The following is a 24418-nucleotide window of genomic DNA, read 5'->3' on the forward strand; positions in this document are numbered from 1 at the left end:
TGGGAAACATGGCTTTTTGGCATTCCTTTGGCGCCAATAAATCGCCAGCAATGATTTAACAAGATGGTTAACACCACCTATAAAGAACCTGTCTGGCCCAAGGGCCATAGCCTACACCCCTCTGTAAAAAGGCCTACGCCATGATCGACCTATCCACCTGGAACCTCAGCATCCCTGTCGGCTCTCCGCCCGCGACCATCGAAACCCCGAGATTGATGAGCGGCTTCAACGACCAATATTTCCAGGCCGAAGGCAGCAACGTCCAATTCTGGACCCCGGTCACCGGCACCCGTACCGAAAACGCCATTTACCCGCGCAGCGAACTGCGCGAGACCTACGCCGACGGGCGCCTGCGCAACTGGACCTATCCGGATGCAGACAACTTCCTGCGTGCCACCCTGGCCGTCAACCAAGTGCCGTCCTCCGGCAAAATCGTGATCGGGCAAATCCACGCCTATGACAGCCAGAAACCGCTGATCAAGCTGGAATATCAGTTCAAGGAAAAGACCCAGACCGGCAACATCGTCGCCAAAGTGCGCATGCGCCCGGACGAGGATGAAGGGCGCACGATCATTGTTGCCTCCAATGTGCCGCTGGAGAAGAGCTTTACCTATGTGATCAACCTCAACAAAGCCGGGCTGCTCAGTGTGTATGCCGCGGATGGCGAGTGGAACGAACGCATTGGCGCGGCGTGGGGCGCCAAGCCGTTGTACTTCAAGGCCGGGGCGTATGTGCAGGACAACAGTGGCAACAGCAAGGAAGGGGCGCGGGTGACGTTTGCCAAGTTGGATATTGATCACGAGTAAGGTTATTTCAATCATCCCCCGCTACGGCAGGGGAATGATTGCTTGAATATAACGAACTCCTAAGATCGTCTTACCGCTATAGCAAAACAGCATAAAAATTACTATTTCTTGCAGTGCGCCTACTAGGGCATACCTCATAAAATCATGTGCGTCCAACTCATGAACCGTTCAGGAGTTAAACACATGCCAACGCTAGCCACCATTAACCAACCTGCCGTCTCGGGGTTTGGCCCCGGGTCGCAACCAAAAATATACAATGCCACCCCACCGGGTTCTTTTGCGACGCCGCCCCAAAACATGCCAGTTGTCACCAGGCCCTTCAGGTATCTCGTCTTGTCGCACTTACTGAGCAACAACACCAGGATAGGCGATGTGCTGACTTATTATTGCTACCCTGTGCCGTCCGCAGGTCTTCCTACTATGCTTCTGGAACAAATAACGCTTACTGCTGCGCTGCTACAATCTTATATCAACAATAAACGCGAACACTTTGAGAAAGAAATACAATGCTACCTTCCAAACTCAGGAGTCTATGACGTTTACTGGGAGCTTGAAAATGCATCTCAAACATATACGGAGATAGGACAGAATCTGAGATTCACAGTGGTATAACTATAGTAAGTACCCAGGTGGCTTATCCAATACCTGACAAACTATTGCGTTACCCACGACAAATAACTGCTCACTGTCCTTAAACACATATTTTACAGCTATAAAAAAACCCGCATTTCTGCGGGTTTTTTTGGCGCTATTGGCTTAGTTAACCTTAGCGTTCAACTCACCTTTCAGATACCGCTGGTACATCGCTTCCAACGAGATCGGCTTGATCTTCGACGCATTACCCGCAGTACCAAACGCTTCATAACGTGCAATACACACATCACGCATCGCCGTCACGGTGGCGCCAAAGAATTTACGCGGGTCGAATTCGCTCGGGTTGGTGGCCATCAGGCGACGCATTGCACCGGTGGATGCCAAACGCAGGTCGGTGTCGATGTTGACCTTGCGCACGCCGTACTTGATGCCTTCGACGATTTCTTCAACCGGCACGCCGTAGGTTTCTTTGATGTCGCCGCCGTACTGGTTGATGATCGCCAGCCATTCTTGCGGCACCGAGGAAGAACCGTGCATCACCAGGTGGGTGTTAGGGATGCGCTTGTGGATTTCCTTGATGCGGTCGATGGCCAGCACGTCGCCGGTAGGCGGCTTGGTGAACTTGTAGGCGCCGTGGCTGGTGCCGATGGCGATGGCCAGGGCGTCGACTTGGGTCTTTTTCACGAAGTCGGCGGCTTCTTCCGGGTCGGTCAGCATCTGGCTGTGATCCAGCACGCCTTCGGCACCGATGCCGTCTTCTTCGCCGGCCATGCCGGTTTCCAGGGAACCCAGGCAGCCCAGTTCGCCTTCAACCGAAACACCACAGGCGTGGGCCATGGCTACGGTTTGCTGGGTGACGCGTACGTTGTATTCGTAGTCGGTCGGGGTCTTGCCGTCTTCGCCGAGGGAGCCGTCCATCATCACCGAGCTGAAGCCCAGTTGGATGGAACGCTGGCACACATCAGGGCTGGTGCCGTGGTCCTGGTGCATGCACACCGGGATGTGCGGGAATTCTTCGATCGCGGCGAGGATCAAGTGGCGCAGGAACGGCGCACCCGCGTATTTGCGGGCACCAGCCGAAGCCTGGACGATCACGGGGGAGTCGGTCTTGTCAGCGGCTTCCATGATGGCGCGCATCTGCTCAAGGTTGTTGACGTTAAAGGCTGGGACGCCGTAGCCGAACTCGGCTGCGTGGTCCAGCATTTGACGCATGCTGATAAGTGCCATTGTGTTGTCTCTCCCGGTCGAGGGTCGTTAATCGTGCAAGCCTGCCGTAGCGGCGGCTGCTATTCAAGTTATTGCCGGTCAGGGTTTGCATGCCTGGCCTGCTGAATCGTTATTGCTGACTCAGAACCCAATTTGGAACCGAATCTAATGTGGGAGGGGGCTTGCCCCCGATCGCGGTGGATCAGTCAAAAGACTCATCACTGACAGACTGCTATCGGGGGCAAGCCCCCTCCCACATTTGGATCTCATCAATTTCAAGACCCTGGTGTTTCTATTGAGCTTTGCAGCCGCGCCCGATCAAATCATCGGTGGCGACCCAGTAAACCAGGCCTTCCTCACCTTTTGTGTGAAACGCCAATTGGTCGTTGGCATACAGCACGCCCGAGGCGGCAACCTCCTGCTTGAGGCGGTAGACCTGGTCGGAACCGCCGAGGCGTACATCCACCTCGGATTTAGCCGGGTTGGCAAAGCGCCAGTTGACCTCGGCCTTGCTGTCGCAGGTCCAGGTGGTCCACTTGTCGGCCGTTTCGGCCTTGCTGTTGAACATGTCCATGCTGCTGCAGCCGGCCAACAAGGCCAGGGCTGCCAGGGCGAAAACGCCTTTCATTGCCAATCCTCACAGGGCGACCCGAGGGCCGCCGCTGCAGTCGGTTAGTTGATCAGACCCGTCAAGGGCAACCCTGTTCCTGACCGTTGGGCGCGGAGTCGTATTTCTCCAACCGTTCGTTGCCGATGCGCTTGTTGATCACCGGCATGGTCTCGGCTTGCCAGTCGGCCTGGTAGCAGCTCTTTTTCTGCCCGGGGGCAGGTTCATCTGCCGCAGACTTCGCGTTCGTCGTGCTGCCGCAGCCGGCCAACAGGCCCGCTGCGATCACCAATGCCAACGACTTGATCATGGGAATACTCCTTTTCCGGATCACGAGCCTCAGCCTTTGGCTCGGGTTTCCAGCACTTCGACGGCCGGCAGCACCTTGCCCTCGACGAACTCGAGGAACGCACCGCCACCGGTAGAAATGTAGGAGATCTGGTCAGCAACGCCATATTTATCGATGGCCGCCAGGGTGTCGCCGCCGCCAGCGATGGAGAAGGCCGAGCTTTCGGCGATGGCCTTGGCCAGCACTTTGGTGCCGTTGCCGAACTGGTCGAATTCGAACACACCGACTGGGCCGTTCCACAGGATGGTCTGGGAGGCTTTCAGCAGTTCTGCAAAGTTGGCCGCGGTTTGCGGGCCGATATCCAGGATCATGTCGTCGGCGGCCACGTCAGCGATCAGCTTGACGGTGGCTTCGGCGCTTTCGGCGAATTCCTTGGCCACAACCACGTCCACCGGCAGCGGCACGCTGACTTTGGCGGCGATGGCACGGGCGGTGTCGAGCAGGTCCGGCTCGTACAGGGATTTGCCTACCGGGTGACCGGCAGCCGCCAGGAAGGTGTTGGCAATGCCGCCGCCGACGATCAGCTGGTTGCAGATCTGGCTCAGGCTGTTGAGCACGTCCAGCTTGGTCGACACCTTGGAACCGGCCACGATGGCGGCCATCGGTTGTGCCGGCGCGCCCAGGGCCTTGCCCAGTGCATCCAGTTCAGCCGCCAGCAACGGGCCAGCTGCCGCAACCTTGGCGAACTTGGCCACGCCGTGGGTGGAGCCTTCGGCTCGGTGGGCGGTGCCGAAGGCGTCCATCACGAACACGTCGCACAGCGCCGCGTATTGCTGGGCCAGTTCGTCGCTGTTCTTTTTCTCGCCTTTGTTGAAGCGCACGTTCTCGAACAGCACGATGTCACCGGCTTTCACCTCGACACCACCCAGGTAATCAGCGACCAATGGCACGTCGCGGCCCAGGGCCTCGCTCAGGTAGTCGGCCACAGGCTTGAGGCTGTTTTCGGCGGAGAACTCACCTTCGGTCGGACGACCCAGGTGGGAGCAGACCATCACGGCCGCACCTTTTTCCAGGGCCAGCTTGATGGTCGGCAGCGAAGCCAGGATTCGCGCATCGCTGGTGACAACACCGTCCTTGACGGGGACGTTGAGGTCTTCGCGGATCAGCACGCGCTTACCTTGCAGATCGAGGTCGGTCATCTTCAACACGGTCATGGGTCGCAGTTCCTGAATTACTGTTGATGAGGTTGTTTAGAGGCGATGTGCAGATAATGTTCCGCAACATCCAGCATTCGGTTGGCAAAACCCCATTCGTTGTCGAACCAGGCCAGGATGTTCACCAGCCTCGGGCCGGAAACGCGGGTCTGGCTGGCATCGACAATCGCCGAATGCGGGTCATGGTTGAAATCGCAGCTGGCGTGGGGCAATTCGGTGTAGGCCAGCAAACCTTTGAGCGGGCCGCTGGTGGCGGCGTCGCGCAGGACCCGGTTGACCTCCGTTGCATCGGTGTCGCTCACGGTCTGCATGGTGATATCCAGGCAGGACACATTCACCGTCGGCACCCGTACGGCTTTGGCCTGGATTCGCCCGGCAAGTTCCGGCAGCAGACGCTCGATACCCCGGGCCAGGCCGGTGGACACCGGAATCACTGACTGGAACGCCGAACGCGTACGACGCAGGTCTTCGTGGTGATAGGCGTCGATTACCGGCTGGTCGTTCATCGCCGAGTGAATCGTGGTGATCGACACATAGTCCAGACCGATCGCCTGATCCAGGAGGCGCAACAGCGGCACACTGCAGTTGGTGGTACAGGAGGCGTTGGACACCAGCCGTTCAGCACCGGTCAGGCAATCCTGGTTGATGCCGTAGACGATGGTGGCGTCGACATCCGCCTCGCTGGCCATCGGCTGGGAAAACAGCACACGCGGCGCGCCGGCGTCGAGGAAACGCTGGCCATCGGCACGGGTGTGGTAGACACCGGAACACTCCAGCACCAGGTCGACGCCCAATGCCTTCCAGTCGATGCCTTCGGGGGTGGCACTGCGCAACACTTGCACGCAGCTGCCATTAATGTGCAGACAATCGCCCTCGACCCGCACTTCGCCGGGGAACCGGCCGTGGGTGGAGTCAAAGCGTGTCAGGTATTCAATGCTGGCCATGTCGGCCAGATCGTTGATCGCAACAATTTCAAACCCGGCCGCCGCCCCTCGCTCGAACAGAGCACGCAAGACGCAACGACCAATGCGGCCGTAGCCGTTGAGAGCAACTTTGTAGGGACGCGGTTGAGGCATGGGGTTCTCGATCAAGGGTAGTTCGGTGTTGAAAGCACCATCGCCATCGCGGGCAAGCCCGCTCCCACATTAGACCGCGATCCAAATGTGGGAGCGGGCTTGCCCGCGATGGCGCCAGTACAGACAACGCAGACTGACTTAGTCTTCCAGCAGCTCTTCAGCCTGGCCCAGGATGTTTTCCAGGGTGAAACCGAACTCTTCGAACAACGCTGGCGCCGGCGCCGACTCACCGTAGGTGGTCATGCCGATTACACGGCCTTCCAGGCCCACGTACTTGTACCAGTAGTCGGCGTGAGCCGCTTCGATGGCGATACGCGCGCTGACCTGCAACGGCAGCACCGATTGCTTGTAGCCGGCGTCCTGGGCTTCGAACACGCTGGTGCATGGCATGGACACCACACGTACATTGCGGCCTTGGGCAGTCAGCTTGTCGTACGCCTGGACGGTCAGGCCCACTTCGGAACCGGTGGAGATCAGGATCAGCTCCGGCTCGCCGATGCAGTCCTTGAGCACGTAGCCACCACGGCTGATGTCGGCGATCTGCGCGTCGGTACGCACCTGGTGCTGCAGGTTCTGACGCGAGAAGATCAGCGCCGAAGGGCCGTCCTTGCGCTCGATGGCGTGCTTCCAGGCCACGGCGGATTCCACCGCGTCGGCTGGGCGCCAGCAATCCAGGTTCGGCGTGGTACGCAGGCTGGTCAGTTGCTCGACCGGCTGGTGCGTCGGGCCGTCCTCGCCCAGGCCGATGGAGTCGTGGGTGTACACGTGGATCACGCGCTTTTTCATCAGCGCAGCCATGCGTACGGCGTTGCGGGCGTATTCCATGAACATCAGGAAGGTCGCGCCGTAAGGCACCAGGCCGCCATGCAGGGATACGCCGTTCATGATGGCACTCATGCCGAACTCACGCACGCCGTAGTACATGTAGTTGCCGCTGGCGTCTTCAGCCGAGACACCTTTGCAGCCTTTCCACAGGGTCAGGTTGGAACCGGCCAGGTCGGCCGAACCGCCGAGGATCTCAGGCAGCAGCGGGCCAAAGGCGTTCAGGGTGTTCTGGCTGGCTTTACGGCTGGCGATGGTCTCGCCTTTAGCCGCGACTTCGGCGATGTAGGCCGAGGCTTTTTCCGAGAAGTCGGCAGGCAGGTCACCGGCGAGACGGCGTACCAGTTCGTTGGCCAACTCAGGGAATTCGGCGGAGTAGGCAGCGAAGCGCTGGTCCCACTCGGCTTCGGTGGCCAGGCCCTTTTCCTTGGCGCTCCACTCGGCGTAGATGTCGGCCGGGATTTCGAACGGGCCGTGGTTCCACTTCAACGCTTCACGGGTCAGGGCAATTTCCGCGTCACCCAGCGGGGCGCCGTGGCAGTCTTCTTTGCCTTGCTTGTTCGGCGAACCGAAGCCGATGGTGGTCTTGCAGCAGATAAGGGTCGGCTGCGCGCTCTTGCGAGCGGTGTCGATGGCGGTCTTGATCTCTTCCGGGTCATGACCGTCGACGTTGCGGATCACCTGCCAGTTGTAGGCTTCAAAACGCTTCGGGGTGTCATCGGTGAACCAGCCTTCGACTTCGCCGTCGATGGAGATGCCGTTGTCGTCGTAGAAGGCAATCAGCTTGCCCAGGCCCAGGGTGCCGGCCAGGGAAGCAACTTCGTGGGAAATGCCTTCCATCATGCAGCCATCACCCAGGAACACATAGGTGTGGTGATCGACGATGTCGTGGCCAGGGCGGTTGAATTGCGCGCCCAGGACTTTTTCAGCCAGCGCGAAGCCTACGGCGTTGGCCAGGCCTTGGCCCAGGGGACCGGTGGTGGTCTCGACGCCTGGGGTGTAGCCGAATTCCGGGTGGCCCGGGGTGCGGCTGTGCAGCTGGCGGAAGCTTTTCAGGTCATCGATGGTGACGTCATAGCCGGTCAGGTGCAGCAGCGAGTAGATCAGCATCGAGCCGTGGCCGTTGGACAGCACGAAGCGGTCACGGTCGGCAAAGGACGGGTTGCTCGGGTTGTGTTTCAGGTAGTCACGCCAAAGTACCTCGGCGATATCCGCCATGCCCATCGGGGCACCGGGATGGCCGCTGTTGGCTTTTTGCACGGCATCCATGCTGAGGGCACGAATGGCGTTGGCACGCTCACGACGGCTGGGCATCGCTGATCTCCTGGGGTTTGCATAAATGAAACGGAAAAAAGGACCGGCATTTTCCCTCAGCCACCGCCTCTGGGCAATGACAGATAGTCACTTGGAGGTGTTTTTCCTGTGCTTTGGGCGGCATTGCGTTGCAGAAACCGGTCACTGGTTCGTCCAAAGGTTATAGCGGCTGCTTATAACCGCCACTTATCGACCAATATCAAAACTTTTTGATATTGACCTTGCGGTGCATTCCACCCGTCACTAGACTGCTGGCCTTATGAATCTACCCATGTCCTCATTACGCGCCGACGACGGCGATGACCTGGCAGCCTTGTGCAAGGCCGCTGGCGACCCGTTGCGTCTGAACGTACTGCGCGCACTGGCCAACGACTCCTTTGGCGTACTGGAAATGGCGCAGATCTTCGCCATCGGCCAGTCCGGCATGAGCCACCACTTGAAGGTACTGGCACAGGCCGACCTGGTGGCCACCCGCCGCGAAGGCAATGCAATTTTCTACCGTCGCGCCCTTCCCCACACAGAACTGCTCGGCGGCAAGCTGCACGCCGCACTGTTAGAAGAGGTGGACAATCTGAGCCTGCCGGCCGACGTGCAGTCGCGCATCGGCGAAGTGCATGGGCAACGCGCTGCCGCGAGCCAAGACTTTTTCGCACGGGTTGCAGAGAAGTTTCGTGCTCAGCAGGACCTGATTGCAGGCTTGCCCCAGTACCGCGACAGCGTACTGGCGCTGCTGGATAAGCTGAGCTTCAGTGCTGAAGCCACGGCGCTGGAAGTCGGCCCGGGCGATGGCGGTTTTCTGCCAGAACTGGCGCGGCGCTTTCATCAGGTCACGGCGCTCGATAACAGCCCGGCGATGCTCGAACTGGCACGCCAGCTCTGCCAGCGCGAGTCGCTGGGCAATGTCCAACTGCAACTGGCCGACGCACTGAGCAGCACGATAATCAAGGCCGACTGCGTGGTACTGAACATGGTCTTGCACCATTTCGCCGCCCCCGCCGATGCCCTCAAGCAAATGGCCGGGCTGCTGCACCCCGGCGGTAGCCTATTGGTTACGGATTTATGCAGCCACAACCAGAATTGGGCCAGGGAGGCCTGCGGTGATCTCTGGTTGGGTTTTGAACAGGATGATCTGGCCCGTTGGGCCACCGCTGCGGGACTCGTTCCCGGGGAAAGCCTCTATGTAGGTTTACGTAACGGTTTCCAGATCCAGGTCCGCCATTTTCAGCGGCCGGCTGGCGACACTCACCATCGGTAAATATCAGGAAAACATCGAGATGAGCGAATACTCCCTTTTCACCTCCGAGTCCGTGTCTGAAGGGCATCCGGACAAAATCGCCGACCAGATTTCTGATGCGGTGCTGGACGCCATCATTGCTGAAGACAAGTTCGCCCGCGTGGCGTGCGAGACCCTGGTGAAAACCGGCGTAGCGATCATCGCTGGCGAAGTGACCACCACCGCCTGGGTTGACCTCGAGAAACTGGTTCGTGATGTGATCACCGACATCGGCTACAACAGCTCCGACGTCGGCTTCGACGGCGCGACCTGCGGCGTGATGAACATCATCGGCAAGCAGTCCCCCGACATCAACCAGGGTGTCGACCGCGCCAAGCCGGAAGACCAGGGCGCCGGCGACCAGGGCCTTATGTTCGGCTACGCCAGCAACGAAACCGACGTGCTGATGCCAGCACCGATCACCTTCTCGCACCAGCTTGTGCAGCGCCAGGCCGAAGCCCGCAAATCCGGCCTGCTGCCGTGGCTGCGCCCGGACGCCAAGTCCCAGGTGACTTGCCGTTATGAAGGCGGCAAAGTCGTGGGTATCGACGCCGTTGTACTGTCGACCCAGCACAACCCGGACGTGTCCTACGCCGACCTGCGCGAAGGTGTGATGGAGCTGATCGTCAAGCACGTGCTGCCGGCCGAGCTGCTGAGCAAGGACACCCAGTTCCACATCAACCCGACTGGCCAGTTCATCATCGGTGGCCCGGTGGGCGACTGCGGCCTGACCGGTCGCAAGATCATCGTCGACAGCTACGGCGGCATGGCCCGTCACGGCGGCGGCGCATTCTCGGGTAAAGACCCGTCCAAGGTTGACCGTTCGGCGGCCTACGCTGGTCGTTACGTGGCGAAGAATATCGTCGCGGCCGGCCTGGCCGAGCGTTGCGAGATCCAGGTGTCCTACGCTATCGGCGTGGCCCAGCCTACGTCCATCTCGCTGAATACCTTCGGCACCGGCAAGATCAGCGATGACAAGATCGTCAAGCTGGTGCGTGAGATCTTCGACCTGCGCCCCTACGCGATCACCACCATGCTCGACCTGCTGCACCCGATGTATCAGGAAACCGCAGCCTACGGCCACTTCGGTCGCACCCCTGCGCAGAAGACTGTCGGCGACGACACCTTCACCACCTTCACCTGGGAAAAAACCGACCGCGCCAACGACCTGCGTATCGCCGCCGGCCTGTAATCGCTCAAGGTGCACAAAAGCCCCGCCGGGTTCACTCGGCGGGGCTTTTTATTGCACGGCATTTTGCGCGACGGTCTTCACGCTTTTTGGATCCAAAGCTTGCAGGCCCAATGATGGCCCTCTAGAATCCGCGCCCTCCCGGGCCTCTCACCTTATTTGGATATTGCCCTGCGCCAGCCCGGGATTCCCAAGCGTGCAGGCAATCGAACATTGAGGTTTTTCATGCGCATCTCCACGCTCGCCCCCGCCGCCCTTCTGCTCAGCCTGTTCACCCTGCCGGCGCATGCCGCCGACCTGAGCGCACTGAGCGGCGCCCTGAGCTCGCAACTGGGTGGTGGCAATTCGGGCGACTGCCAGAAGCAAGCCGCCGACCTGCAAACCAAGATTGATGCAGCCGAAGCCCAGAAGGACACTTTGAAAGTGAAGGCCTTCAAAGCCGCACAGGACCAGATCAACAAAGGTTGTGACAAACTTTCCGAAGCGCAGGCCAAAGCCGACGCCAAGCAGCAGACACAGGAAGCCAAGGCTGATAAACCCGACGCTGTGAAAGCCCTGGGCGGCCTGTTCAAGTAAACAGAAACACCCGGTAAAAAGCCCCGCACTGTCGGGGCTTTTTTGTGGCCGCCAGGTTCCTTTAGGCTGGGCGCCCTTTTCGAGCAAGGATGCTCATGATGCGTCTATCGATTGCCCTTTTACTCAGTATTTTACCGCTCAGCCTATGGGCCGAAGACTGCCCCGTCGAAGCTCGGGCACAGGTCAGCACCCTGGCCGAACAGTTGCGCCAGTGGGATGACAGCTACCACCGGCTAGGCCAATCCCCTGTCAGCGATGAACTATACGACCAGGCCCGCCAGCGCCTGGCCCACTGGCGCCAGTGCTTCCCCGGCACTATTGCGACGCCGGACAACCCACTGGCGAGTGCACGCGGTACCCGTCCGCATCCCGTTGCCCATACAGGCCTGGAGAAACTGCCGGATGAACAGGCAGCCGCTGCCTGGCTGGCCACTCGCGAGGATGTCTGGATTCAACCGAAGGTGGACGGTGTGGCGGTGACCCTGGTGTATCGCAAGGGGCGCCTGAGCCAAGTCATCAGCCGCGGCGACGGGGCAAGGGGCCACGACTGGTCCGCCTCCGCATACAAGATCCCCGGCATAATCCAGCAGTTGCCCGAGCCCATTGATCTCGTATTGCAAGGCGAACTCTATTGGCGCCTCGACGACCATGTGCAATCGGCAAACGGTGGGCTCAACGCCCGCAGCAAAGTGGCCGGGCTGATGAACCGCAAACAGCTGAGCAACACCGACGCCAAAGGCATTGGCCTGTTTGTCTGGGCCTGGCCAAAAGGACCGTCAGCGTTTACCGAACGCCTGGCCACACTGGAGCGCTTGGGCTTCACCGATAGCCGGCGCTACAGCCACCCCATTCGAGACATCACCGAAGCCACGCATTGGCGCACCTACTGGTACAACCATCCATTGCCGTTCGCCAGCGATGGCGTGGTGCTGCACCAGGCGCAGCGCGCACCCGCCGAACGCTGGCAGGTCAATGCGCCGTACTGGGCGGTTGCCTGGAAGTACCCGGCGGCCAAAACCCTGGCACTGGTGCGCAACGTGCAGTTCAAGATCGGGCGCACCGGGCGCATAACCCCTATGTTGGAACTGGAGCCGGTGCGGCTGGACGACCGAAAAATCAGTCGAGTGAGCGTCGGCTCATTGGCACGCTGGCAAACGCTGGATATCCGGCCCGGCGACCAGGTTTCCATCAGCCTGACAGGCCAGGTGATCCCGCGGTTGGACGAGGTGATCCTGCGCAGCACCACAAGGGCCGACCTGCCAGTGCCCAACCCTGGGAAATTCCATGCGATGAGCTGCTGGCAGCTTGACCCTGATTGCGAGGAACAATTACTGGCACGCCTTACCTGGCTCAGCGGCAACCAGGGCCTCGCGTTGCCGCACATAGGTCGCGAGACCTGGAACGTATTGATCCAGGCCGGTCTAATCGCAGGCTTTCTCGATTGGTTAACCCTGGACGCGGCAGAGCTTGCTAACATTGAGGGCTTCGGTGACCGCAGCCGCGCACGCGTGCTCGAAAGCCTTCACAGCGCTCGGCAGCGACCCTTTGCACAATGGCTCAAGGCCCTGGGTATACCGCCTGCGGCACGTAACAACTTGGAGGGCAACTGGCAGACGCTGGTTGCCAGAGACACCCAGGCCTGGCTGAACATTGATGGCATCGGCCCGGGTCGCGCAGCGCAACTGAGCGCTTTTTTTCGCGACCCACACATACAAGCCTTGGCTGAAACATTACGCATGGCGGGGATAGATGGGTTTTGAACCGCCCTTTCCCCGCCATCAGACCGCGACTTTGGAGCCCCACATGAAATTTCTAGTCCCTTTTGCCTTGCTGACCGTCGCAAGCTTCATGACCACACCGTTGCTGGCCGCCGAACAAGCCGCCCCACTCACCGGCTGCGCTGCCAAGCGCCAAGCCATCAGTACCCAGATCGAACAAGCCAAGGCCCACGGCAACAGCGCGCAACAAGCCGGCCTGGAAAAAGCCCTGAGTGAAGTCACCGCCAACTGCACCGACGCCTCCCTGAAGAAGGAACGGGAGAACAAGGTGCTCGACGCCAAGCACGAAGTCAGCCGCCGTCAGGCCGACCTCGACAAGGCCATGAAGAAAGGCGACGCGGACAAGATCAACAAGCGCAAGGATAAGCTCGCCGAGTCCCGCAAAGAACTGCAGGACGCCGTGGAAGAACTCGACCAGTAAAACCGGTCAGTGGTCTCGGAACTGTTTATGGCAGGCGCTGCAGGCATCTTCGACTTTCTGCACCGCCAGCCCCAGGTTGCTGGCCTTGTAAGGCTGCACCTGGCTGGCGGTCACCAATTCACCGGTGGCCGCCTCAAGGTTACGGGCCATCTGCTGGAATTGCGCCTGTTTTTGCCAGACATCGTCCTTGGCGCTGGTGTGATCTTCTTCGCGCACGCTTGGGAAATGTTTCCAAGGCTCATGGGACAAGGCGTCCAGCTTGACCGCACCTTCGGCGAATTTGCCGCCGTCGAACGGGATGCGCCCACGCAACATGCCACCCAGGTCTTCACCAGTCTTGAGCATCTGTTTGAAGATTGCCTTGCGCTGGCCCAGCGGCGAATTCGGATCAACGCCGCCACAGGCGCAAAGGGTCAGGCAGGCCAGGAGTACAACGGTCAGTCGTTTAAAAGTCATGGTGGCTTCGAGGTCACGGGAAACGGCGGCCAGTATCCTCGCCCCGCCCTCAAAGACCAATAGCCCTATTAATAATAAGGGTTGCCCTAAGGCGCTGTTGCGTGGGCAATCGCTTCAGGAAGTACTTGTATGAATGTCACCTTGAAACCCTGGAGCCGCCGCCTGGCGTGGGCTCTGCCGATGATCGCGCTGCTGGCCGGCTGCGACGCGGGCAAAGAAACAGCCAAAGATGAAACTTCCAAGCCCCACGCCGTCGCGACCTATGTCAGCGCGCCGTGGGAAGCGTTACCAGCAGTGTCCGACAACGACTTGCTGGCCGGTTTTGAATCCTGGCGCAGCGCCTGCCAACGCCTCAAGGCCGACCCTATATGGGGCACAACCTGCGCAGCCGCCACCACTGTGCCAGCCGATGCCACGGCCGTGCGCGGGTTTCTCAGGGAGCGCCTGGACGTGTTCGGCCTGCGCTCGGCCGACAACACCCCAAACGGTCTGATTACCGGCTACTACGAACCGGTCTACCCCGGCAGCCTGACCAAGACCGCCAAAGCCAACGTCCCGGTATATGGCGTACCGGACGACCTGATCATCGTTAACCTGGAAAGCATCTACCCCGAACTCAAGGGCAAACGCCTGCGCGGTCGCCTGGAAGGCCGTGTGCTCAAACCTTACGACGATGCCAGCGCCATCAACGGCCAGGGCTCTACAGCCAAACCGATTGCATGGCTGACTGACCCGATGGACCTGCAATTTCTGCAAATCCAGGGCTCAGGCCGGATCCAACTGGCCGGAGGGCGCCAACTGCGCGTCGGTTATGGCGACCAGAATGGCTACCCCTATCGTCCCATCGGCCGCTGGTTGGTGGAGCAAGGTCAGTTGAAGAAAGAAGAGGTGACCATGGGCGCCATCAGCGCCTGGGCCAAGGCCAACCCGCAGCGCATCCCGGAACTGCTGGCGAGCAACCCCAGCTACGTCTTCTTCAGCGCCCGCCCCGACAGTAACGAAGGCCCGCGGGGTTCGCTGAACGTGCCGTTGACGGCCGGCTACAGCGTGGCGGTGGATCGCAAGGTGATTCCGCTGGGCAGCCTGTTGTGGCTATCGACTACCAAACCGGATGGCTCACCCATCACAAGGCCCGTCGCCGCCCAGGACACCGGCGGTGCAATCACCGGCGAAGTGCGTGCGGACCTGTTCTGGGGCACTGGTGAGGCAGCGGGAGAATTGGCGGGCAACATGAAACAGCAAGGGCAGATATGGATGTTGTGGCCCAAGGGCGCAGTATTGCCGCAGGTGCCGGATGCACCTGCCGGGACCTGAAAGCGGTCTGTCCAACTTGGTTCAGTGGGGTGAGCAGCCTTGCTAGTGGGCGGGCTTGGCCTGTTGTGGTGAGCGGGCTTGCCCCGCGTTGGGCTGCGCAGCAGCCCTCATCAGCCTCACCACATTTCTTCAGGCACACCGAGGTGTATGGTTCTGGGGCGGCTTCGCCACCCAACGCGGGGCAAGCCCGCTCACCACAACAAGCACGCTCATAACACAAAAAGCACGCTCACCAGCAAAGCCCACACCCACAAGGAATCTGCTTCAACCGTCAGATCGAAACGAAGAAGAAACTCGCAATCAACGCCATCCCCACAAACCACACCAGCGAACGCAGCATCGCCCAGTCCGCCAGGTAGCAGATGATGTACAGCAGGCGACTGGTGATAAACAGCACGGCCAGCACATTGATGGTCACCAATTCGGCCGTACCTGCCAGGTGCGCGATGATCACCGCCGCCGCAAACGCCGGCGTCACCTCAAAGCTGTTGAGTTGTGCACTGTGAGCCCGCTTGGCAAACCCTTCGAGGGTGTCCAGGAAAGCACGGGGGTCGTGGTTTTGCCGTGGCCCGAACTTGCCACCGCTGAACTTGGCCACGCCCGTGCACAGGTAAGGCAGAAAAATTGCGATCAACACACACCAGAAAGCGACTGTCATCACACGTTCCTTTTTGTAGTTTTAAACAGCGATTAGAGTTTTAGCACTAAAAATACCAAATCGCACTCATCCGCTATGAACCACGACACAGCCAAAGGTTCGCTGGCGTTTTCTGCAATGCCTTGCAACATCGCGCTGCTGTTGCGGTCCATCCACCCATTGATGATCCACCTCCCACTCTCCAAGGACCCCGGATGCTTGAACTTGTCGCCGCCTTCATCTGCCTCACCACCCTGCTCACCTACGTGAACTTTCGCTTTATCGGCCTGCCACCCACCATCGGCGTGATGGTCACGGCGCTGGTGTTTTCACTGATCCTGCAAGGCTTGAGTTTTCTCGGCTACCCCGGTCTTGAGGAACGCATCCAGCAACTGATCGGCCAGATCGACTTCGGTGATTTGCTGATGAACTGGATGCTCTCGTTCCTGCTGTTCGCCGGCGCCTTGCACGTCAACCTGAACGACCTGCGCAGCTACCGCTGGCCCATCGGCCTGCTGGCGACCTTTGGCGTGTTGATCGCCACCGTGGTGATCGGCAGCCTGGCGTATTACATCTTTGCCTTGTTTGGCTGGCATGTCAGCTTCCTCTATTGCCTGCTGTTCGGCGCGCTGATCTCGCCTACCGATCCGATTGCGGTACTGGGCGTACTACGCACCGCCAACGCCTCGAAACCCCTGAAAACCACCATCGTCGGTGAATCGCTGTTCAATGACGGCACGGCCGTGGTGGTGTTTACCGTGTTGCTCGGTATCGCGCAGCTGGGCGAAACACCCACTGCTGGTGCAACGGCGATGCTGTTTGCCCATGAGGCGATCGGCGGCGTGGTGTTCGGCGGCCTGATCGGCTACCTCGTCTACCTGATGATCAAAAGCATCGAGCAGCACCAAATCGAAGTGATGCTGACCCTGGCACTGGTCATCGGAGGCTCGGCAATGGCCACCGAGTTGCACGTCTCGGCACCGATCGCGATGGTGGTCGCCGGCCTGATCATCGGCAACCTGGGGCGCAAGCTGGCCATGAACGATATGACTCGTCGCTACCTGGATGGCTTCTGGGAACTGCTCGACGACATGCTCAACGCCCTGCTGTTTGCACTGATCGGCATGGAACTGTTGCTGTTGCCGTTCAACTGGCTGCACGTGTTCGCCGCCAGCCTGCTGGCCGTGGCGATCCTGCTGTCGCGCCTGCTGACGGTGGCCCCGGCCATTCTGTTGCTGCGCCGCTGGCGTACGGTGCCACGCGGGACCATCCGCATCCTGACCTGGGGTGGTTTGCGCGGCGGGGTTTCAGTGGCACTGGCCTTGGCCCTGCCGCTGGGCCCGGAGCGCGATTTGCTGCTGAGCATCACCTACATCGTGGTGCTGTCGTCGATCCTGTTGCAGGGGTTGAGCATTGGCAAGCTGGTCAAGCGCGTAACCCGGGACGAGCCCCAGGCCACGCCTGACACTCACTGATCCTTGTCGATCGGCTGCGGATGCCTCGGGTCCGCAGCTTTTTTGCCCGGCAGGCTGCTTTCGCTGCGAATCTGCGCATGACTGATCAGTGCAAAGATAAAGCTGCCGCCAATGATATTGCCCGCCAGGGTCGGCCCGGCGAACACCAGCCAGAAGTCCTTCCACGGCAACTCGCCGGCAAACACCAGATACGACACTTCCGCCGAGCCGACAACGATGTGGGTGAAGTCGCCCAATGCCATGAGGTAGGTGATCAGGATGATGATCCACATCTTGGCACTCTCCATGGACGGGATCATCCACACCATGGTGGCGATCATCCAGCCGGAAACGATGCCCTTGGCGAACATCTGGCCGGGGTCGTTTTCCATGATCTTGCGCCCGATCTCAAGGAAGGCCATGTCGGTCCTGGTATCGAAGATCGGCAAGTGCAGCATCACGTACGCCACCAGCAAGGTGCCGCACAGGTTGCCCACCAGCACCACCGACCATAACCGCAACAGGCGACCGGCATTGCCCAGGGTAGGCTTGCTCATCACCGGCAACACGGCGGTCAGGGTGTTTTCAGTGAACAATTGCTGGCGCGCGAGGATTACCGCGAGGAAGCCTGCGCAGTAACCGAAGCTGGCAATTACCTTGAAGGCTTCACCCTCCGGCAGGCGGGAGTTGAGCAACCCCATGGCCATCAGCGACAGGCCCATGGTCAGCCCGGCGGCGAGTGCCGACCACCACAGGGCGGCGACACTGCGCTCCAGTTCCTGATCGCCCTGGGTGCGGATGATTTCATGCAAAACCGCCGCGCGGGGCGGCTGGTTCTTGTCGACATCCTGTTGCTCTTCCTGCGACAGGTTGGGGGTCTTGCCGTCTGCGTTGGTGGCCATGATGCTTCAGAGTCCAAGGGGTGCCTGTAGCTACGACACGCCGCGACGATGGCTGTTCAGTGGCCAGGCAACTAAACCGGGATGCGCCAGGCTTTGGCCGCTTCCACAGTGCTAGAGCGGAACGGGACACTCCAGGGTTTATTGCGCGCCTTGTAGTATTTGACGATGCCGTCGAGCACGCTGTTGAACGCCTGTGGCGTCTTGGCATCCGCCAAATCACGTGCAGCACCTCGTAGCAGTTCCACGTTGGCCGCTGGCTGACCCGGACGATAGAGCGACGGGTAAATGACTTCCCGCGTGAAATTTTCGGCTTTAACCGCGAGATCGCGGCTTTTCATCTGCGCAACCGCGCTCGTCATGACCTTCGACATCGCCGCGGTGTTGCCACGTGACTGCTTGCTCATCGCTTGCAGGAGTTGCTGAAAATTAGGCTTGCCAGCTGCATTGAGACGCCGGCCCAGCCACTCGACATACTCAGGACGCCGCGCCAGTGCATCAAGGTCACGCAACGCCGCCGCCAATTTGGGGGTCACCGTCAGTTTCTCACTGGCCTGATTGGCCTCGGTAATGGCGACATCCAGCGCTTGCATCGCTTGCTGCGCGCTCTTGCGAAACATCAGCACATCCTTGGTGGCGGGATCTTTTTTCAGGTCATTCTCAACGCTCGCCAGCATTTCATCGTCCATCGCCAATACAGCGTCATCCAATGACTGAAATGGGTAGCGCTCACGTAACTCTGCACGCCTTTCCAAGTGCGCGCCTACCGCCGTACGCGCCGACGCCTGCAGGTGCTGTTTCTGAGCGTCGGTCATGGTGAAATTAACCGTGCCGCCCAGCATCCCGCGAAAATCGCCCTTTTCGGACTTCAGCGGTAACGTAACGGTTTGATCCGCCTGGGTCTTGAGCTTGTCTTCCTGATACCCCTCGGCAGCCGCATGCGGGACACCAATGCTCGTATCGACCACGCCACTTCCAACGCTGCCACTCTTTGCAGGCTCCGGGTTATCGGACTCGAACTTGACGACCAGTGACTCGGTCTTGCTCAGGGGGCTTTCTGGAAAAGGCGGATCAATCACCGCTGAAGACGGTGTATTGACCAGCAGCCCACCGTCCATGAATGCCGTTTGCTCCGCGTGCTCCTGAAAGGCATGGCCTTGCTCATTCGGGCTTTTAAACAACCCAGGCAATGAGCCGGATATATGAGCCGCCCTGGCAATGTCCATGTCCGGGGTGGTACTGGCGTTGAACACCACCAACTGCGGTCGGCCATCGAACATGCCGGCCCCCGTGATGTTGAGCTGCTTGACCGCAGGAATGTGGCGACTCAACACCTCGAGGTCGCGAAACGTCGGCCCGTTCCCTGCACTGAGCCGGTCCGCAATCTTCATGACTGCGCCAGGCCGGCCTTCGCGACGGGTCCCGGCAATCTTCGCCAGCAGCGACGTGCGCGCCTCAATGCCGATCAAGTCTTCAAGGGGCTGCGCTTCGGTTTGCAAGCGCGGCACCAGGGTGAACAATAATTGCGCAATGTTCCCGGCCGCACCTGGCAAGCGCCCTGCCAACTTTCCAAGTTCAGCACTGGCATTCTGCAGTTTTGCAATCAAGGGATTCTTGCTGTTCAGCAATTCAGGCAGGTTGAGGCTGTTCGACAGGTTTTCAAAGGTCCTGGCATCCATGCCACTGGCCAGCAACGCTGCAGAAATAGCCCCGGCGGATGAGCCGGAAATCACCTTGACACCCGCCAACGCCTTACGGTTTTCAAGCGCCTGGACCGTGCCTGGGAAAGCAGTGCCCTTGGCCCCACCCCCACTCAATACCAGATGAGTAAGCGGCGGCGGTGACAAGACCACTTCCACCCGGCCAGCGCTGGAGAGCTCAAGGCTCACCTTGCGCTCGCCTACGTTCTTGATCAGCGATGTCTTTACATTTCTTTCAACATTTTCACGCGGCTGAGACTGCACAGCGGCATGTGGGCTGGACACTTTCATATTCATCAGCGGCACTCTCTACAGGATGTCATCCTGAGTGACGCGAGAGCCCGTGAAAATCCACACGGAATGATCTGGCAATGCAAATCACACCTTCAGACAGTTATTCGGGAAGACTGTCTTCCTTGAACTGATCCTTCACGTACTTGATCTCGGTACGTCCGTGGGGCGCCGGCAAACCGTCTTCACCCAGGTTGACGAAAACCATTTTTTCCACGGTGAGGATGCTTTTGCGGGTGATCTTGTTGCGCACTTCACAGGTGAGGGTGATGGAGGTGCGACCGAACTCGGTGGCAGTGATGCCCAGTTCGATGATGTCGCCCTGACGCGAGGCGCTGACGAAGTTGATTTCGGAAATGTACTTGGTCACAACGCGCTGGTTGCCCAGTTGGACAATGGCATAGATCGCTGCTTCTTCGTCGATCCAGCGCAGCAGGCTGCCGCCGAACAGGGTGCCGTTGGGGTTGAGGTCTTCGGGTTTTACCCATTTGCGGGTGTGGAAGTTCATGTTCACTCCAAAGCGTGTTGCCGAATGATGGGCAACATCATGGCAGACGCCCGCCCCAAGCTCTACGCGCGATTGCCTATCAACCCCATGAGCGATCTTCATATGGCCGACGGAAAGGCTTGGGAAGTCTGGCGCACACGGCTATAATCGCCCCCGCTTCAAAACGGTCATCTTCGGCTGATACCGTTCTCCCGCCACCTGTCCGAGGGGCGCTGCAGCAGGTTCAACCTGTCAGGCTCGGATGGGGCGTTGTCCGGACAGGTACCACCTGGCCTGATACTAAACGCACAACGGCGCCCATTCGCACACTACGAATGGAGGCTCTTCATGAGCGCTGTCAACACGCCTGCAGATTTCAACGACTACAAAGTCGCCGACATGTCCCTCGCTGCCTGGGGCCGTCGCGAAACCTTCATCGCCGAATCCGAAATGCCTGCCCTGATGGGCCTGCGTCGCAAGTACGCCGCTGAGCAGCCGCTCAAAGGCGCGAAGATCCTCGGCTGCATCCACATGACCATCCAGACTGCCGTGCTGATCGAAACCCTGGTTGCCCTGGGTGCCGAAGTGCGCTGGTCGTCCTGCAACATCTTCTCGACTCAAGACCAGGCCGCTGCCGCGATCGCTGCCGCCGGTATCCCGGTATTCGCCTGGAAAGGCGAGACCGAAGAAGAGTATGAGTGGTGCCTGGAGCAAACCATCCTGAAAGATGGCGCGCCTTGGGATGCCAATATGATCCTCGACGACGGTGGCGACCTGACCGAGTTGCTGCACAAGAAGTACCCGCAGATCCTGGACCGCGTCCACGGCGTGACCGAAGAAACCACCACCGGTGTACACCGCCTGCTGGACATGCTGGCCAAGGGCGAGCTGAAAATCCCGGCCATCAACGTCAACGACTCGGTGACCAAGAGCAAGAACGACAACAAATACGGCTGCCGTCACAGCCTGAACGACGCGATCAAGCGCGGCACCGACCACCTGCTGTCGGGCAAGCAAGCCCTGGTGATCGGCTACGGTGACGTGGGCAAGGGTTCGTCCCAGTCCCTGCGTCAGGAAGGCATGATCGTCAAGGTTTCCGAAGTCGACCCGATCTGCGCCATGCAAGCCTGCATGGACGGTTTCGAAGTGGTTTCACCGTTCATCGACGGCCAGAACGACGGCACCGAAGCGAGCATCGACAAAGCCCTGCTGGGCAAGATCGACCTGATCGTGACCACCACCGGCAACGTCAATGTTTGCGACGCGAACATGCTCAAGGCTCTGAAAAAGCGTGCAGTGGTCTGCAACATCGGTCACTTCGACAACGAGATCGACACCGCTTTCATGCGCAAGCACTGGGCATGGGAAGAAGTGAAGCCTCAGGTGCACAAGGTTCACCGTACCGGTGCGGGCGATTTCGACCCACAGAACGACGACTACCTGATCCTGCTGGCTGAAGGCCGCCTGGTTAACCTGGGCAACGCCACCGGTCACCCAAGCCGCATCATGGATGGCTCGTTCGCCAACCAGGTACTGGCCCAGATCTTCCTGTTCGGCCAGAAGTACGCCGACCTGTCGCCTGCCCAGAAAGCCGAGCGCCTGACCGTGGAAGTATTGCCGAAGAAACTCGACGAAGAAGTGGCCCTGGAAATGGTCCGCGGCTTCGGCGGCGTGGTGACTCAACTGACCAAGACCCAGGCCGACTACATCGGCGTGACCGTCGAAGGTCCGTTCAAGCCGCACGCTTACCGCTACTGATAAGCCTGTGCCCGCTCTCTATCTAAAGGGGAGCGGGCTTTATGTGGGAGCGGCGGTGCGACGATTCGACTTGCTCGCGAATGCAGTGTTTCAGTCAACTTATTCTTCACTGACATACCGCATTCGCGAGCAAGCCCGCTCCCACATTGACGGTGTACACACTCCGGCATTCTGAGTTTCAAAGGGTATTACCATGTCCCAAGACCGTCGCTACAGCTTCGAGTTCTTCCCGACCAAGACCGATGCTGGGCATGAAAAACTGATGGCGACTGCCACGCAGTTGGCCAGCTACAACCCCGACTTCTTCTCCTGCACCTACGGCGCTGGCGGCTCGACCCGTGACCGCACGATCAACACCGTGTTGCAACTGGAAAGCCAAGTCAAAGTTCCCGCCGCTCCGCACTTGTCGTGCGTGGGCGACAGCAAGGCCGACCTGCGCGGCCTGCTGACCCAATACAAGGCTGCCGGCATCAAGCGCATTGTCGCGCTGCGTGGCGACCTGCCCTCCGGCATGGGCATGGCCAGCGGAGAGCTGCGCTACGCCAATGACCTGGTGAGCTTCATCCGTGAAGAAACCGGCGATCACTTCCATATCGAAGTCGCGGCTTACCCGGAGATGCATCCACAAGCGCGCAATTTCGAAGACGATCTGCAGAATTTCGTGCGCAAGGCCAACGCCGGCGCCGACAGTGCGATCACCCAGTACTTCTTCAACGCCGACAGCTACTTCTACTTCGTCGAGCGTGTACGAGCCATGGGCGTGAACATCCCGATCGTGCCGGGCATCATGCCGATCACCAACTACAGCAAGCTGGCCCGTTTCTCCGACGCCTGCGGCGCCGAGATCCCACGCTGGGTACGCAAACAGCTGGAAGCCTATGGCGACGACGTCAAGAGCATCCAGGCGTTCGGCGAACAGGTCATCAGCACAATGTGTGAAGAATTGTTGCAAGGTGGCGCACCAGGGTTGCACTTCTATACCCTGAACCAGGCTGAGCCAAGCCTGGCCATCTGGAACAACCTCAAGCTGCCGCGCTGAGGTCGTTCAAGCGGTATCCAGGCCCTCGTTCATACGAGGGCTTTTTTTGTCCCTACATCCCCGGAATGGAAGCCAGCAGTACATGAACACAGCGTCCCCGACACCTCGCCCGCAACTGATCTACCTGGTATTCGGCGCCGAGACCTACCATCAGGAAGCCGTATTCAGTATCGCCAGCGCACTGGCGCATCTGGGAGGTGAGCAGGGTTTGCCTCTGGACATCCAGGTGTTCAGCGACAACCCGACGCCCTACATCGGCCTGCCGGTGCAGGTCCATACACTGGACGAGGCCACGCGCAAACGCTGGAGCGAACCCCACGGCTACCATTTCCGCACCAAACATGTGCTGTTGCGCCACGTGCTGGAAACCGCAGAACGGGCGCTGCTGATCGACACCGACACATTTTTTCACGACTCGCCCATGGCGCTGTTTGAACGCGTCGCCCCCGGCACCTTGTTGTGCAATGCCTTCCACGCCAAATACGGCGATAACCGTGAAAGTGTGCTGTATGAAGCCCTGGCCCAGTACCTGATGCAAAAAGACTTGGCCGACAACGATATGTGGCTGCTCAATTCCGGCGTCATGGGCCTGGCGCGAGAAGACGCGCACCTGCTGGATCATTCGATCGCGTTGATGGACGAACTGTTTCCGCTGGCCCACGGCGCCTACACCCTGGAAGAGTTCTGCCTGTCGGTTGCCGCGTACCGCAAGGTCAACGTGCGCCAGTGTCCCGACCTGATCCACCACTACTGGAGCCGCAAGCAGCTGTTCCGCGCCAAGGTCAAGGCGTGGATCATCAAGCATGCCGCCGACCCGATCAGTGCCCTGGCACTGGCCGATACCCGCAAGGTTTCAGCACACCTGCCGCGCCCGCCGCGCTTGCAGCGCCTGATGTACAAGCTGATCACCCTGGCCCTGCCCAAGCGCAAGCAACAGTTCATCCGCGAGATTCTCTACGGCTGCTATGAGCACGAAAACGAGTTCGACCAGGCGTGTGGCCCGGTTTGGTGGGACAAGGCGCGACAGAATCAGGAGGAGCGCCAGAAATGCCCCGTTGACGCCCATCAGTTGGAACACTGGTTCGCCAACCCCTTGGTGCGCCTGATTCTCGGCGAACGGCGCGCAGCCATCTACGAACACCTCATGACCTCAGAGGGAAAATAGCACTGCCCGCAGATGCGTGTTCCAGAGCTTCTCTTTAGCGCGGGGGCGTCGTA

At 59.7% G+C, this 24418-nt stretch carries 22 protein-coding genes and 1 riboswitch; of the genes, 11 read left to right on the plus strand and 11 right to left on the minus strand.

Annotation, left to right across the window (positions count from 1 at the left end):
* The first annotated feature begins 140 nt into the window (after window positions 1-140).
* The gene (locus BLR69_RS19315; protein WP_071494427.1) at window positions 141-806 is read left to right on the plus strand and encodes a polysaccharide lyase family 7 protein; all 666 of its coding nucleotides are present in this window, start codon (window positions 141-143) and stop codon (window positions 804-806) included.
* Between the two features lie 756 nt (window positions 807-1562).
* Here BLR69_RS19315 and fba read toward each other — a convergent pair.
* The 6 genes from fba to tkt form a co-directional block, all read right to left on the minus strand.
* Window positions 1563-2627, minus strand: coding sequence for a class II fructose-bisphosphate aldolase (fba, locus tag BLR69_RS19320; protein ID WP_003177554.1), 1065 nt, complete (start codon window positions 2625-2627; stop codon window positions 1563-1565).
* Between the two features lie 271 nt (window positions 2628-2898).
* Complete coding sequence (locus BLR69_RS19325; RefSeq protein ID WP_071494428.1) at window positions 2899-3234, minus strand: MliC family protein; 336 nt, start codon at window positions 3232-3234, stop codon at window positions 2899-2901.
* Between the two features lie 61 nt (window positions 3235-3295).
* Window positions 3296-3523 (minus strand): hypothetical protein, encoded by a 228-nt coding sequence (locus BLR69_RS19330; protein ID WP_071494429.1) that lies wholly within the window; start codon window positions 3521-3523, stop codon window positions 3296-3298.
* A gap of 29 nt (window positions 3524-3552) precedes the next feature.
* On the minus strand, window positions 3553-4716 hold the full coding sequence (locus tag BLR69_RS19335) for a phosphoglycerate kinase (protein WP_071494430.1): 1164 nt from the start codon (window positions 4714-4716) through the stop codon (window positions 3553-3555).
* A gap of 17 nt (window positions 4717-4733) precedes the next feature.
* The gene (epd, locus tag BLR69_RS19340; RefSeq protein ID WP_071494431.1) at window positions 4734-5792 is read right to left on the minus strand and encodes an erythrose-4-phosphate dehydrogenase; all 1059 of its coding nucleotides are present in this window, start codon (window positions 5790-5792) and stop codon (window positions 4734-4736) included.
* A gap of 138 nt (window positions 5793-5930) precedes the next feature.
* Window positions 5931-7928, minus strand: coding sequence for a transketolase (tkt, locus tag BLR69_RS19345; protein ID WP_071490328.1), 1998 nt, complete (start codon window positions 7926-7928; stop codon window positions 5931-5933).
* 259 nt (window positions 7929-8187) lie between these two features.
* Between tkt and BLR69_RS19350 the strand changes: the two genes are divergently transcribed.
* From BLR69_RS19350 to BLR69_RS19370, 5 genes are all read left to right on the plus strand, one after another.
* The gene (locus BLR69_RS19350) at window positions 8188-9183 is read left to right on the plus strand and encodes an ArsR/SmtB family transcription factor (protein ID WP_071494432.1); all 996 of its coding nucleotides are present in this window, start codon (window positions 8188-8190) and stop codon (window positions 9181-9183) included.
* Window positions 9184-9202: 19 nt separating this feature from the next.
* On the plus strand, window positions 9203-10393 hold the full coding sequence (gene metK / locus BLR69_RS19355) for a methionine adenosyltransferase (RefSeq protein ID WP_071494433.1): 1191 nt from the start codon (window positions 9203-9205) through the stop codon (window positions 10391-10393).
* Window positions 10394-10615: 222 nt separating this feature from the next.
* Window positions 10616-10966 (plus strand): DUF1090 family protein, encoded by a 351-nt coding sequence (locus BLR69_RS19360; RefSeq protein WP_071494434.1) that lies wholly within the window; start codon window positions 10616-10618, stop codon window positions 10964-10966.
* Window positions 10967-11061: 95 nt separating this feature from the next.
* Window positions 11062-12726 (plus strand): NAD-dependent DNA ligase LigB, encoded by a 1665-nt coding sequence (gene ligB / locus BLR69_RS19365; protein WP_071494435.1) that lies wholly within the window; start codon window positions 11062-11064, stop codon window positions 12724-12726.
* A gap of 43 nt (window positions 12727-12769) precedes the next feature.
* Window positions 12770-13165, plus strand: coding sequence for a DUF1090 domain-containing protein (locus tag BLR69_RS19370; protein WP_071494436.1), 396 nt, complete (start codon window positions 12770-12772; stop codon window positions 13163-13165).
* A 6-nt stretch (window positions 13166-13171) separates the two neighbouring features.
* On the opposite strand, the gene BLR69_RS19375 is transcribed toward BLR69_RS19370, so the two are convergent.
* On the minus strand, window positions 13172-13621 hold the full coding sequence (locus BLR69_RS19375) for a c-type cytochrome (protein WP_071494437.1): 450 nt from the start codon (window positions 13619-13621) through the stop codon (window positions 13172-13174).
* A 129-nt stretch (window positions 13622-13750) separates the two neighbouring features.
* Here BLR69_RS19375 and mltA point away from each other — a divergent pair, with 129 nt between their 5' ends.
* Entirely contained in the window at window positions 13751-14935 is a 1185-nt protein-coding gene (mltA, locus tag BLR69_RS19380) for a murein transglycosylase A (RefSeq protein WP_071494438.1), read from the plus strand.
* Window positions 14936-15206: 271 nt separating this feature from the next.
* Here mltA and BLR69_RS19385 read toward each other — a convergent pair whose 3' ends face one another.
* Entirely contained in the window at window positions 15207-15593 is a 387-nt protein-coding gene (locus BLR69_RS19385; protein WP_010207167.1) for an MAPEG family protein, read from the minus strand.
* A 194-nt stretch (window positions 15594-15787) separates the two neighbouring features.
* Between BLR69_RS19385 and BLR69_RS19390 the strand changes: the two genes are divergently transcribed.
* Window positions 15788-17047, plus strand: a complete 1260-nt coding sequence (locus tag BLR69_RS19390) for a cation:proton antiporter (RefSeq protein ID WP_071494439.1) — start codon at window positions 15788-15790, stop codon at window positions 17045-17047.
* On the opposite strand, the gene BLR69_RS19395 is transcribed toward BLR69_RS19390, so the two are convergent.
* The 3 genes from BLR69_RS19395 to BLR69_RS19405 form a co-directional block, all read right to left on the minus strand.
* Window positions 17041-17928, minus strand: a complete 888-nt coding sequence (locus BLR69_RS19395; RefSeq protein ID WP_071494440.1) for a formate/nitrite transporter family protein — start codon at window positions 17926-17928, stop codon at window positions 17041-17043. The genes BLR69_RS19390 and BLR69_RS19395 overlap by 7 nt on opposite strands.
* Before the next feature lie 71 nt (window positions 17929-17999).
* Complete coding sequence (locus BLR69_RS19400) at window positions 18000-19916, minus strand: patatin-like phospholipase family protein (RefSeq protein WP_071494441.1); 1917 nt, start codon at window positions 19914-19916, stop codon at window positions 18000-18002.
* Between the two features lie 103 nt (window positions 19917-20019).
* Entirely contained in the window at window positions 20020-20424 is a 405-nt protein-coding gene (locus tag BLR69_RS19405) for an acyl-CoA thioesterase (protein WP_025857673.1), read from the minus strand.
* A 198-nt stretch (window positions 20425-20622) separates the two neighbouring features.
* Window positions 20623-20730, plus strand: a riboswitch (S-adenosyl-L-homocysteine riboswitch).
* Window positions 20731-20751: 21 nt separating this feature from the next.
* On the opposite strand from BLR69_RS19405, the gene ahcY reads away from it, so the two are divergent.
* The 3 genes from ahcY (at window position 20752) to BLR69_RS19420 (ending at window position 24365) form a co-directional block, all read left to right on the plus strand.
* Window positions 20752-22161 (plus strand): adenosylhomocysteinase, encoded by a 1410-nt coding sequence (gene ahcY, locus BLR69_RS19410; protein ID WP_071494442.1) that lies wholly within the window; start codon window positions 20752-20754, stop codon window positions 22159-22161.
* 193 nt (window positions 22162-22354) lie between these two features.
* Complete coding sequence (gene metF, locus BLR69_RS19415) at window positions 22355-23200, plus strand: methylenetetrahydrofolate reductase [NAD(P)H] (protein ID WP_071494443.1); 846 nt, start codon at window positions 22355-22357, stop codon at window positions 23198-23200.
* A gap of 82 nt (window positions 23201-23282) precedes the next feature.
* A complete protein-coding gene (locus tag BLR69_RS19420; protein ID WP_071494444.1) occupies window positions 23283-24365 on the plus strand; it encodes a hypothetical protein in 1083 nt (360 codons plus the stop codon).
* Window positions 24366-24418: the final 53 nt, after the last annotated feature.

Origin of the sequence: Pseudomonas azotoformans, assembly GCF_900103345.1 — a bacterium.
Lineage (GTDB): Bacteria > Pseudomonadota > Gammaproteobacteria > Pseudomonadales > Pseudomonadaceae > Aquipseudomonas > Aquipseudomonas azotoformans.

Excerpts from the sequence above, each read along its gene's own strand:
- epd (WP_071494431.1), bottom strand. The coding sequence starts at position 5,792 with ATGCCTCAACCGCGTCCCTACAAAGTTGCTCTCAACGGCTACGGCCGC.
- metF (WP_071494443.1), top strand. The coding sequence starts at position 22,355 with ATGTCCCAAGACCGTCGCTACAGCTTCGAGTTCTTCCCGACCAAGACC.
- ligB (WP_071494435.1), top strand. The coding sequence starts at position 11,062 with ATGATGCGTCTATCGATTGCCCTTTTACTCAGTATTTTACCGCTCAGC.
- BLR69_RS19385 (WP_010207167.1), bottom strand. The coding sequence starts at position 15,593 with ATGACAGTCGCTTTCTGGTGTGTGTTGATCGCAATTTTTCTGCCTTAC.
- fba (WP_003177554.1), bottom strand. The coding sequence starts at position 2,627 with ATGGCACTTATCAGCATGCGTCAAATGCTGGACCACGCAGCCGAGTTC.
- BLR69_RS19360 (WP_071494434.1), top strand. The coding sequence starts at position 10,616 with ATGCGCATCTCCACGCTCGCCCCCGCCGCCCTTCTGCTCAGCCTGTTC.
- mltA (WP_071494438.1), top strand. The coding sequence starts at position 13,751 with ATGAATGTCACCTTGAAACCCTGGAGCCGCCGCCTGGCGTGGGCTCTG.
- BLR69_RS19330 (WP_071494429.1), bottom strand. The coding sequence starts at position 3,523 with ATGATCAAGTCGTTGGCATTGGTGATCGCAGCGGGCCTGTTGGCCGGC.
- BLR69_RS19420 (WP_071494444.1), top strand. The coding sequence starts at position 23,283 with ATGAACACAGCGTCCCCGACACCTCGCCCGCAACTGATCTACCTGGTA.
- BLR69_RS19370 (WP_071494436.1), top strand. The coding sequence starts at position 12,770 with ATGAAATTTCTAGTCCCTTTTGCCTTGCTGACCGTCGCAAGCTTCATG.
- BLR69_RS19395 (WP_071494440.1), bottom strand. The coding sequence starts at position 17,928 with ATGGCCACCAACGCAGACGGCAAGACCCCCAACCTGTCGCAGGAAGAG.
- tkt (WP_071490328.1), bottom strand. The coding sequence starts at position 7,928 with ATGCCCAGCCGTCGTGAGCGTGCCAACGCCATTCGTGCCCTCAGCATG.
- BLR69_RS19390 (WP_071494439.1), top strand. The coding sequence starts at position 15,788 with ATGCTTGAACTTGTCGCCGCCTTCATCTGCCTCACCACCCTGCTCACC.
- BLR69_RS19400 (WP_071494441.1), bottom strand. The coding sequence starts at position 19,916 with ATGAAAGTGTCCAGCCCACATGCCGCTGTGCAGTCTCAGCCGCGTGAA.
- BLR69_RS19335 (WP_071494430.1), bottom strand. The coding sequence starts at position 4,716 with ATGACCGTGTTGAAGATGACCGACCTCGATCTGCAAGGTAAGCGCGTG.
- BLR69_RS19405 (WP_025857673.1), bottom strand. The coding sequence starts at position 20,424 with ATGAACTTCCACACCCGCAAATGGGTAAAACCCGAAGACCTCAACCCC.
- BLR69_RS19375 (WP_071494437.1), bottom strand. The coding sequence starts at position 13,621 with ATGACTTTTAAACGACTGACCGTTGTACTCCTGGCCTGCCTGACCCTT.
- metK (WP_071494433.1), top strand. The coding sequence starts at position 9,203 with ATGAGCGAATACTCCCTTTTCACCTCCGAGTCCGTGTCTGAAGGGCAT.
- BLR69_RS19350 (WP_071494432.1), top strand. The coding sequence starts at position 8,188 with ATGAATCTACCCATGTCCTCATTACGCGCCGACGACGGCGATGACCTG.
- ahcY (WP_071494442.1), top strand. The coding sequence starts at position 20,752 with ATGAGCGCTGTCAACACGCCTGCAGATTTCAACGACTACAAAGTCGCC.
- BLR69_RS19315 (WP_071494427.1), top strand. The coding sequence starts at position 141 with ATGATCGACCTATCCACCTGGAACCTCAGCATCCCTGTCGGCTCTCCG.
- BLR69_RS19325 (WP_071494428.1), bottom strand. The coding sequence starts at position 3,234 with ATGAAAGGCGTTTTCGCCCTGGCAGCCCTGGCCTTGTTGGCCGGCTGC.